The organism is Sporosarcina limicola (assembly GCF_014873855.1).
GTDB classification, from domain to species: Bacteria; Bacillota; Bacilli; order Bacillales_A; family Planococcaceae; genus Sporosarcina; species Sporosarcina limicola.
On record NZ_JADBEL010000006.1, the window covers coordinates 56169 to 66958 of the forward strand.

Consider the following 10790-nt stretch of genomic DNA (forward strand, 5'->3'; position numbering starts at 1 on the left):
GGGGCAGATTTGACAGAAAAAGTTGTTCCATTAACAGATTTAGAAATTGCATCAAAGGCAACGATGAAAGCGATTTGGGAGATTGCTGAAAAGGCTGGTATTCCGGAAGAGGCAGTTGAACCGTACGGCAGATTCAAGGCGAAAATCGATGTTTCCAAGCTACCACGAGATAGTGCGAACGGGAAAGTTGTCCTTGTTACTGCAATTAGTCCAACGCCAGCAGGAGAGGGGAAATCGACTGTTACAGTCGGTTTGGCTGATGCATTGTCCAAGCTTGGGAAAAAGACGATGATTGCTTTACGTGAACCTTCTCTTGGTCCCGTCATGGGCATGAAAGGCGGAGCCACAGGCGGTGGATATGCACAAGTCTTACCGATGGAAGAGATCAACCTACATTTCAACGGTGATATTCACGCCATCACAACGGCTAATAATGCCCTCAGTGCACTAATTGATAATCATCTTCACCAGGGGAATGCGCTGCAAATTGATCCACGTAGAATCACTTGGAAACGTGTTCTTGACATGAATGACCGTGCGCTTCGCAATATCACGATTGGACTTGGTGGTCCTACACAAGGAGTACCCAGGCAAGACGGATTCGACATCACGGTTGCTTCTGAAATCATGGCGATATTCTGTCTAGCAATAAGTCTAGATGATTTAAAAGAAAGAATTTCCCGGATTGTTATCGGCTATACGTATAGCAAAGAAGCTGTGACCGTTTCCGATCTCGGTGTCCAAGGTGCACTGGCGCTTCTTTTGAAAGAAGCCTTCAAGCCCAATCTTGTTCAGACAATCGAAGGAACACCTGCTTTGATCCACGGGGGGCCATTTGCAAACATTGCGCATGGTTGTAACTCGTTAATAGCAACAAACACGGCACGTTCGTTGGCTGATATTGTTGTTACGGAAGCGGGATTTGGATCGGATCTGGGTGCTGAGAAATTCATGAATATTAAAGCTCGCCAAGGAGGATTTGCTCCGAATGCTGTTGTCCTTGTTGCTACCGTCCGTGCGTTAAAGATGCATGGGGGTGTACCAAAAGGGAAATTAGCTGGAGAAAATGTAGAAGCGGTCATGAATGGTATGGAGAACTTGGCGAAGCACATCGAGACGATACTTGCCTTTGGTGTTAAGCCTGTAGTCGCTCTAAATCGTTTCATAACGGATTCGCCTGCGGAACTGGAAGCGATTATGGAATGGTGTAAAACGAACAAAGTGCGTATTGCATTGACCGATGTTTGGGAGCATGGGGGAGAAGGTGGTGTCGCATTGGCGCAAGAGGTACTAAGCTTGTTGAATGAACCGAATAACTTCGCACCTCTCTATCGTGTCGAACAATCCGTAAGTGACAAAGTAGGTTCAATTGTCCAGAAAGTATATGGTGGAAGTGGCGTTGTCTTCACGGATCAGGCATTGAAGAACCTTCAGGAAATCGAAAAGAATGGCTGGGATATGTTGCCTATCTGCATGGCGAAAACGCAATACTCTTTTTCCGACAATCCCAAATTGATTGGTAGACCAGAAGGGTTCGCTATTACGGTAAGGGAAATCATTCCAAAGCTCGGAGCGGGCTTCTTGGTCTGTTTGACAGGGGATATCATGACGATGCCAGGCCTGCCTAAGACGCCAGCTGCACTGAATATGGACATTGACTCGGAAGGAAATGCTATAGGTTTAATGTGATTTCTTAAAAACTGCTTCTAAGCAGTTTTTTTGCATAGGAAGTTATAAAATTTCAAACTATGGATAAATTACAAGTTGGAGATCTGTCGTCTAGACTCCAGCGCCTAGCCCTTCGAGTCGCTTCAGTCCTTAAGATAAAGGCGAAGAGCGCCTTTATCTTAAGGCTTTCTAGCGTTTTTCGGGGCTGAGCAAGGTGCTTGCGCTTTTGTTCTGGAAAAATTAGAATGGTTTCATAAAAAAACGTTAAAAGATTTAATATATGTGTCTTTTAGCTTATATAAGAGATACAATTGTAGTTATATAATACTGATAGCAAATACATGGCATCCGCTGGAGGCTTTGGCCCAACAAGATGTTGGTGGATTGAACTTCATCCCTCTTTGTTGCTGTAGGACGAATAGGACTACGCTTTGTCAACCTTAGCCAGAGTTCTTCCATTTCAGCAGAGGTTTGGACCCCATTGAATTGTCTATACTTGTTGCATTCATCTCACCACTTATTGAAGTAGGGTAATTATGCTGAATGAAGTTAAATTGGAAGTGAAGGGAGAAATAGGGGTGAATAAATATTTTAGATTGCAATTGACAATCATCCTAATCATTTTTTCCCTATTCATTTCTTTGGTAATCTCATTATTAGATTATGGGAAACTGAACGAACGTGTGCGTATTGGGCATGAAACAAAAATTGAAATGGCAGAAGATAAAGTCATCGAGTCACTATCTACGCTTGATAGTGTATATAATCTGTTTGATCACCAAATGGCAGACCAGATGAAAATATATTCCGATGAAATGCTCGCGATGTATGACATGGATCCCGATTTCAGTAATTGGAATTTCGATGAGCTGAAAGAAAGGTATGGAATGGATATTTACATTATTGACGGTGACAACACGATTATACATAGTAGTTTCAAGCCTGATATTGGATTGGATTTCGAAGTATGTTGCTCGGATCTTGCAAAATTAGTGACCCAACGGAGAGAAGGCCATGCTTTTTCGCATGATGGGAAGGATTTGCAGCAATTCAATGGTGAACTTAAGAAATTTAGTTATGTACCGACTCCTGACAATAAATATCTTTTGGAGCTTGGGGTAACACTTGAGGAGAAAGAGATTTTCCAGGAATTCAATTTCAAGAAAACCATCTCTGCTTTGGAGAGAAAATATGATGCTATTAACACCATACGTATCTATAATTCGGCTGGATTTCTTCTCGGCTTTCCCGAAGATGGGATTTATATTAAAGAATTATCATCTTCTATGTTGCCTATTTTCCGTGATGCAATACTAAGTGGAGAGCCAAGGGAAAGTGTACAAAAAGTAGGCAATCACTTTGTGACACATAGTTATATCCCTTATAAAGCGAACAAAAAACGTGGGTTATCGACTGTACGCGCTATTGAAATTGTTTATAACGATATCGAATTAACAGATCAGCTAATGGTATATCGCAATGAGTTTCTTCTTCAAGTTTTAATTATAATTATTGCAGCAATCGTTCTCTCATTAATCATTGCCCGCCTTGTCGCCAAGCCGATTCACCTTGCTTTCCACGATAGTTTGACAGGATTGAAAAATAGAGCGGCATTCTCAGAGGATATAAAGAAAAGATTGACGAAAAGAAAAAGCCCGGTTGCGTTGATGGTCATCGATATCGATAATTTCAAGCTAGTGAATGATACACTGGGGCATAGTCAAGGAGATAAGATTCTGCAACTGGCGGCATCCACAATACAATATACGGCCGGAGCTAATAATGTCGCAGCAAGGATCGGTGGAGATGAATTTGTTGTCCTGTTTTCAAGTACAGAAGAAACTGAAATCAGACTCATCGCATCCGAACTTTTGAGTGGGATGAATGAAGCGTTGTCGACACAACCGCGTTGTGTTCAGATTGGTGTTTCTTTTAGCATTGGTATTGCTTGTGCAGTTGAAGGGGATTCTGTTCGGACGCTGTATGAAAAAGCGGATCAGGCACTTTATACCTCTAAACGAAAAGGGAAAAACCAGTACAATGTCTATGATATACAAAACGGGGCTGTCCAGAATTGAATGGACAAGCCCCGTTCTTTGTTTTATGACCGTCAAAACTCCAGGCGCTAGTCGCACGGGTCGCTTCGGACTTGAAGATAAAGGCAAAAAACGCCTATATCTTTAAGTCTTCCGGCAGGGAGGCATTAAACTTCATCCATCCTACCTGTCGCGTCTAGAAGGCACCTTCCGCTTTTCTTTATCAAAGTGCTTTATCGTCGACAGAATTCAACCAGGATTCGATTGTACCAATGACAGACTCAACACATCCATCTTTAAATGGGGAAATCAAGTTCGCTTCACCAACGAGTTTTGTGAATGATTTCGAACCTCCAAGTGTGCAAAGATGTAAATAATCCTTCCAAGCTTCTTCTCGGTTTTCTAGTGACCGTTTCCAAAATTGGAATGCACAAATTTGCGCAAGCGTGTAATCGATATAATAGAATGGGCTCGCAAAAATGTGTGCTTGTCGTTGCCAGATAGCACCTGATTCCAGGTACTCAATCCCATCGTAATCACGGTTTGGTAAATAGATTTTCTCGATTTTTTTCCAAGCAGCTTTCCGTTCGGCTGGTGTCATTTCAGGATTTTCATAGACAGCATGTTGGAATTCATCGACGGCGACACCGTATGGTAAGAAGAGCAATGCACCACTAAGATGTCCGAACTTGTACTTATCTGTCTGTTCTTTGAAAAATAATTCCATCCAAGGCCAAGTGAAAAACTCCATACTCATTGAGTGGATTTCTGCACCTTCGTATGTTGGCCACATATATTCAGGAATGCCAATATTACGGCTAGAGTACACCTGAAACGCATGTCCCGCTTCATGAGTCAATACATCGATATCACCTGATGTACCGTTGAAATTGGAAAAAATGAACGGTGAGTCGTAGTTGTCGATGAACGTACAATACCCTCCTGCTTCTTTCCCTTTCTTCGCTTCAACATCCAATAAATTCTTTTCCGTCATGAATTTGAAAAACGTATCTGTTTCAGGTGAAAGTTCCGCATACATTTTTTTACCATTTTCAATGATCCACTCGGCTGAACCTTTAGGTGTCGCATTCCCAGTAAGGAAGTTGAGCGATTGATCGTAAAATTTCAGTTTCTCAACGCCTATTCGTTCAGCTTGCCGTTCATATAGCTTACTAGCGAGTGGAACGATGTGATCACGTACTTGATCACGAAATTTCTTTACCATGTTTGCATCATAGTCGATCCGATTCATGCGCACATAACCAAGTTCCACATAGTTTTTGTAGCCAAGCGTTACTGCAATTTCGTGCCGAAGTTTTACGAGTTCATCGTAAATTGTATCAAATTTCTCCCCGTTGTCCGCGTAAAATGTATAGGATGCTTCCATCGCTGATTTTCTGACGTTGCGGTCCGTTGATTCGGCATAAGGACCCATCTGAGCAAGTGTAAGTGTCTTTCCGTCAAATGCGATTTGAGCGGAGGCGACAAGTTTGGAATAATCGGATGTAAGTTTGTTTTCCTTTTGTAACAGTGTCATGATCTCAGGTGAAAATGATTTGATAGAATTATCCGCCAGTGCGAATAGTTGCGTTCCCCATTTTTCTTCGAGATTTGCTCTGAATGGAGTAGAAACAAGCTCTTTATAGTAAGCGGTTTCAAGTTCTTGGTACTCCGGTCCGATTTCATCGAAAAAATCTCTTTCTTTCTGATAGAATTCATCGTTTGTATCAATTGAAGCACGGATATAGACGAGATTCGCCTGTGTCGAATAGTCGTTGCCAATCGCATTAATCTTTTCCATTACTTCGTTTTGTTGGTCATAAGAGCTTGCTGACTTGAATTCTTGCAGGAGGATTGTATACTCGTTTTTGATTTTTTCCATGTCCGGTTTTGTATATTCATAGTCTTCAAATTTAATCACATTTATTCGCCCCTTTTCTTTTGTTGTGAAAACCTTCACCCTCTCTATTGTTTACGAAGTTGTGAAATAATGCAAAAGAAAGTTGTTGAAAATCATGATTTTTTATAAAAAATATGTAAAAGTAGCTTGTAATCAGCAGAAATTAAATAATAGGGCTAAAGATTCCCCTTTTCGATACGGAATGATGTACTATGGAGTATGGTACTTTTTAATTTCATTCAGCAGAATTCTTCCACTTCAATTAAGTGGTGGGATGAATGCAAAGCGTAGACAATTCAGAAACCCCTGCTGAATGAAATTAAAGCCTCCGGCGGATGCCACAGATTTTGAAAGGAGTCAATTGAGCAAGCTCAATTCAAAAACTGGGCGCAAATACGCCGAGGCGTATTTGATTTTTGGATTATCAAATTGCAAGCGAGAGGTTGATTTAGTATGGAAATTACAGAACACAGTGTTGATAAAATGAATGATCCTACAGGTATCTTAACAGGTGAGCGATATGAATTCCGTTTGTATCTCGCACTGGATGAAGAAGATGATCTTTATGCTGAAGGTGGAACTGGACTTCGTGTAATTCTTGCGATTGACGAAGAGCAAGAGCAAGAGCGTATTGTATCTTATAACTTTTTCGATCGAGCAACTGAAAAAATTATGGACTTTGAACTTGAAGAGGATGAAAAAGTAATCGTTCTTGACTATTGCAAGACGCATCGTGATAAATGATTTAAAAAGCGTGTACACAAGTTGAATTGTGTACACGCTTTTTCAATTCTGATAGAATAGGAACTGGGTGATTTCATTTTTCCAGGAAAAGTTATCTCACTAATGAAGCAATTATCTGTTTCAACAAGACTACTATTATTGGAGTGCTGCATATGGAGAACAAAATTGTTGATATTACAATTATTGGAGGGGGACCAACGGGTCTTTTCTCTTCTTTCTACGCTGGAATGCGGGAGATGTCGGTTAAAATTATAGATAGCTTGCCTCAACTTGGCGGGCAGCTCATTGAACTATATCCGGATAAATATATATATGACGTCGGTGGATTCCCGAAAATCTTAGCGAAAGATTTCGTAGCTAATCTTGTGACACAGGCAAATTATTCGAAACCGGAAATTCTTCTTGGTGAAACGGCATTGTCAGCCACACGTGATGGAGATCATTTCATTCTTAAAACAGATAAAGGAATTCACTTGACACGGACAATTTTGTTGACAGCAGGTATTGGGGCATTCAAACCACGTAAAATTGGTCTTGCTGAAGAAGTTAACTTCGAGGAAAAGACGCTACACTACAGTATTAAGGATTTGTCTGTTTTCAAGGAGAAGAATGTCCTTGTCTGTGGTGGGGGAGACTCTGCGGTCGACTGGGCGCTTATGCTTGAGGATGTCGCATCTAGGGTGACGCTTGTTCATCGACGTGAACGTTTTACGGCCCATGAAACGAGTGTCAATCAGTTAATGGATTCAAAAGTGGAAGTCAAAACGTCTCGTGCGGTGAAATCAATTGAGGGGGCAGAGGGCTTCATTCGAGAACTCGTCATTGCTGAGAAAGATGGAACAGAGGAACGTGTCTCTGTTGATCATCTGATTGTCAATTACGGTAATATTTCATCTCTTGGTGCGTTGAAAGAGTGGGGCCTTGAAATGGACCGAAATTCCATCATGGTCAACACACGAATGGAGACGAACATCGAAGGAATCTACGCGGCGGGGGACATTACGAATTATGATGGCAAAGTGAAATTAATTGCTGTCGGGCTTGGAGAGGCACCCATTGCAGTAAACCATGCAAAAGCGTTTATTGACCCAAAAGCAAGAATACAACCGCTTCACAGTACGAGCGTTTTTGATTGAGAAGAATATAAAAAATGGCGGCCCTTTGTGAGGGGACGCCATTTTCATATTCTATAGAGACATATTCAATCAGATGAACTTTCCAATTCTGCAACAGTAACGAATGAATAGCCTTCACCGTGCAAATAGGCAAGAACAGCGTCGAGTCCGTCAGCGGTTGATTGATGGATATCATGCATTAAAATTATGCTGCCGTTTCTTGTTTGTGCCTTCACATTTTGAAGGAGTTTGACTGGATTTCGATGCTTCCAGTCGAGTGTATCGACATCCCAAAGGACGATATTCAAGTTCGATTGTGCACGAACGGTTTTATTCACCGCACCATATGGGGGTCTGAAACCGGTCACTTTTGCCCCCGTCACCTTTTCGATGATAGCGGATGTATCATTGATTTCAGAACGTATTTTTTCGACACCTTGCTTTGTTAAATCAGGGTGATTCCATGAATGGTTTGCGAGTTCATGACCTGCTTCTTGCACATTTTTAGCAATCTGCGGGTAAAATTCAACACGGCTTCCAAGCATGAAAAATGTGGCCTTAGCTTCATACTTTTCCAACGTGGCAAGAATTTGCATCGTTACTTTTGGATCAGGTCCGTCATCGAATGTAAGCGCGACTTTTTTGCCAACGGATTCTGTTTGTCCGTTGTCTTTATCATCTTGATCTGTAGGCGAATTCGTTTCATCGGGAGGGGTAGTCTCCTCATTCTCTCCAGTTTCACTGTCTTTTTGTTTGTCTTCTTTGGTCGTCGCATCTTTGCCAATTCTCTTCATTTTGAACTCACTAGCAAGCAACTCGTTCACGTCGATAATCGGGATGGGCACGATGGTAGGTCCCACTGCTCCTGCGGCAAGTTCATATTCATCGAAATAAAAGATGATTGATTCATCCGTAAGCGCGAAGTTACTGAAATTTTTCCAAATCGGCGCTGTTTTTACTGCGACATCTTCAGTGAAGAGATAGTCTTTTAGTTCGGAATCATTGTGTAAGTGTTCTCGAACTAGAGTAGAAATTTTCTCAAGGCTCTTCAAGTCATTTCCCAATACATCTTCAATTGTTGCGCTATGTCCAGTTTTTGGATTCAAATGAAATGAACGGATTTCTGTCGTGCCATTGGCACCTCCAACAAAACGTCCATCAATAAGCACAAATGAATAGTTTCCTGAGTGATGGGATAGGGTTTCGAAAGAAATATTCAATTCACCTTTGTGTTTACTATTTTGTCGCTTACTCTCTTCCATTGCAGCTAAATAACTTTGCTTCGCATTTTTTATGTAACCAGCAATTTCATCATTGAACGGGTTATGTAAGCTTTGCGGGTATTGAATGGCGAATGGGAAGTAAGTATCGTTCGAAGTTTCTGTAACGATTTTAATCCCTGGGTAATTGGAGTCAATTGTATCGACAAGGACAGGAGTTGAAGCTGAACTTTTCTTCTTGTCAGGTAATGGGGCAGCTTCATTTTTGGTCGTTTGGGAAATCAAATAGATGGCAGCCACTGTCAAAAAGATAATGGCGATTGAAAAAGTAATGTCGATCCAGGAAGAACGGCGCTTCCGATGTGTTTTTTTCATGAAATTTAAGACTCCTTTACTGTTTATACAAAATTAGACGTGCAAATGTAGCAAATAGTTTCGAAGAATAGAAGTTTTTGTCGAAGTGTATCTATATTCCTATTCTATTAGTATACATGAAAGAAATCAGTGTACCAAGTAGTCGTATGTATTCAGAAATTATAGATTATATACTGAATTGATCAGAAAAGAAGTATAAGCTTTTAGAAGTGGAAAAACCTTTTTCATTTTTTTAACATGTGGTACAATATCATCATCCCGGATTTTGCAAATGCGGGGCTGCTTTTGTATGTTTACAATTATTTGTGAATAATCCGAGCCGGTTGTTGCTATAACATGCAATTATAAAAACAAGGTGGTTGGAAAAAATGGAAAAAGGTAAATACCGCGTTCTTCTCTTCTATAAGTATGTAATGGTAGAAGATCCTGTAACGTTTGTAGCTGAACATTTGAAAAGTTGTAAGGAAATTGACTTAAAAGGTCGCATTCATGTAGGGACAGAAGGCATTAACGGAACTTGTTCTGGAACTGTCGAACAGACAGATGCTTACATGGAGTTGTTGAGAAGTGATGCGCATTTTGCGGATGTCGTTTTTAAAATTGATGAAGCAGATGGGCATGCGTTCAAGAAAATGCATGTGCGCGCACGTAAAGAAATCCTGAATATGAGTCTTGAGGATGACATTAATCCGAATGAGCTAACAGGTAACTATCTAGAGCCTGAAGAGTTCTTTAAGAAGATGCAGGAAGAAGATACTGTTGTTATCGATGCAAGGAATGATTACGAGTTCGATCTTGGCCATTTCCGTGGTGCGGTTCGCCCTGACATCGAAAATTTCCGTGATCTACCACAGTGGATCCGTGAAAATAAGGAACAATTCGATGGGAAGAAGATCCTGACATATTGTACTGGCGGAATCCGTTGTGAAAAATTCTCTGGATGGCTTATACGTGAAGGATTCGAAGATGTCGGACAGTTGCACGGTGGCATTGTCACATACGGAAAAGATTCTGTAGCCAAAGGTCAACTTTGGGATGGACAATGTTACGTGTTTGACGAGCGGATTGCTGTGCCAATCAACCAAGTGGAACATGTTATCGTTGGTCGTGATCATTTCGATGGCACGCCATGCGAACGCTATGTGAACTGTGCAAATCCGGTATGTAACGCGAAAATCATCTGTTCTGAAGAAAATGAGCATTTGTATATGCGCAGCTGTACAGATGAGTGCAGAACACATCCACGTAACCGTTATTTCGTTGAACACGATATGACAGTGGAAGAGTATGACGCACGTTTGAAAGCGATTGAGAAACACAGAAATGAAGTGCATGTAGGGTGAATGAGAAAGATCCAAGCAGATTTGAATCTGTTTGGATCTTTTTTTATTGATAAAAAAGCATATGTTTTCACACCTTTTACCTTCAAGCGACCAATCTTCGTGCCGAGCGACTGATTATCAAGCGAAGCGACCAATTCCACTGCCGAAGCGACTGATTTATCATGCGAAGCGACCAATCCCACTGCCGAGCGACTGATTTATCAAGCGAAGCGACCAATTCCATCGCCGAAGCGACTGATTCTCATGTCGAGCGACCAATTCCATCGCCGAAACGACTGATTATCAAGCGAAGTGACCAATTCCATCGCCGAAGCGACTGATTCTCATGTCGAGCGACCAATTCCATCGCCGAAACGACTGATTATCAAGCGAAGTGACCAATTCCATCG

General features: G+C 41.3%; 7 protein-coding genes. 5 read left to right on the forward strand and 2 right to left on the reverse strand.

Features of this window, described 5'->3' with window-relative positions:
• Positions 1–9: 9 nt before the first annotated feature.
• Both H4683_RS07445 and H4683_RS07450 read left to right on the forward strand, forming a co-directional pair.
• Positions 10–1689, forward strand: coding sequence for a formate--tetrahydrofolate ligase (locus H4683_RS07445; RefSeq protein WP_192598224.1), 1680 nt, complete (start codon positions 10–12; stop codon positions 1687–1689).
• A gap of 515 nt (positions 1690–2204) precedes the next feature.
• Positions 2205–3746 (forward strand): GGDEF domain-containing protein, encoded by a 1542-nt coding sequence (locus H4683_RS07450; RefSeq protein ID WP_192598225.1) that lies wholly within the window; start codon positions 2205–2207, stop codon positions 3744–3746.
• Between the two features lie 181 nt (positions 3747–3927).
• Here the strand turns inward: H4683_RS07450 and H4683_RS07455 are convergent, their stop codons facing one another.
• Entirely contained in the window at positions 3928–5586 is a 1659-nt protein-coding gene (locus H4683_RS07455; protein WP_225941968.1) for a M3 family oligoendopeptidase, read from the reverse strand.
• A 471-nt stretch (positions 5587–6057) separates the two neighbouring features.
• On the opposite strand from H4683_RS07455, the gene H4683_RS07460 reads away from it, so the two are divergent.
• A complete protein-coding gene (locus H4683_RS07460; RefSeq protein WP_192598227.1) occupies positions 6058–6348 on the forward strand; it encodes a DUF6509 family protein in 291 nt (96 codons plus the stop codon).
• Between the two features lie 152 nt (positions 6349–6500).
• Positions 6501–7484, forward strand: a complete 984-nt coding sequence (locus tag H4683_RS07465) for an NAD(P)/FAD-dependent oxidoreductase (protein WP_192598228.1) — start codon at positions 6501–6503, stop codon at positions 7482–7484.
• A gap of 65 nt (positions 7485–7549) precedes the next feature.
• Here the strand turns inward: H4683_RS07465 and H4683_RS07470 are convergent, their stop codons facing one another.
• Positions 7550–9058: a polysaccharide deacetylase family protein gene (locus tag H4683_RS07470; RefSeq protein ID WP_192598229.1), complete on the reverse strand. Its 1509-nt coding sequence runs from the start codon at positions 9056–9058 to the stop codon at positions 7550–7552.
• Between the two features lie 368 nt (positions 9059–9426).
• Between H4683_RS07470 and trhO the strand changes: the two genes are divergently transcribed.
• Positions 9427–10401, forward strand: coding sequence for an oxygen-dependent tRNA uridine(34) hydroxylase TrhO (trhO, locus tag H4683_RS07475; protein ID WP_192598230.1), 975 nt, complete (start codon positions 9427–9429; stop codon positions 10399–10401).
• Positions 10402–10790 lie beyond the last annotated feature (389 nt).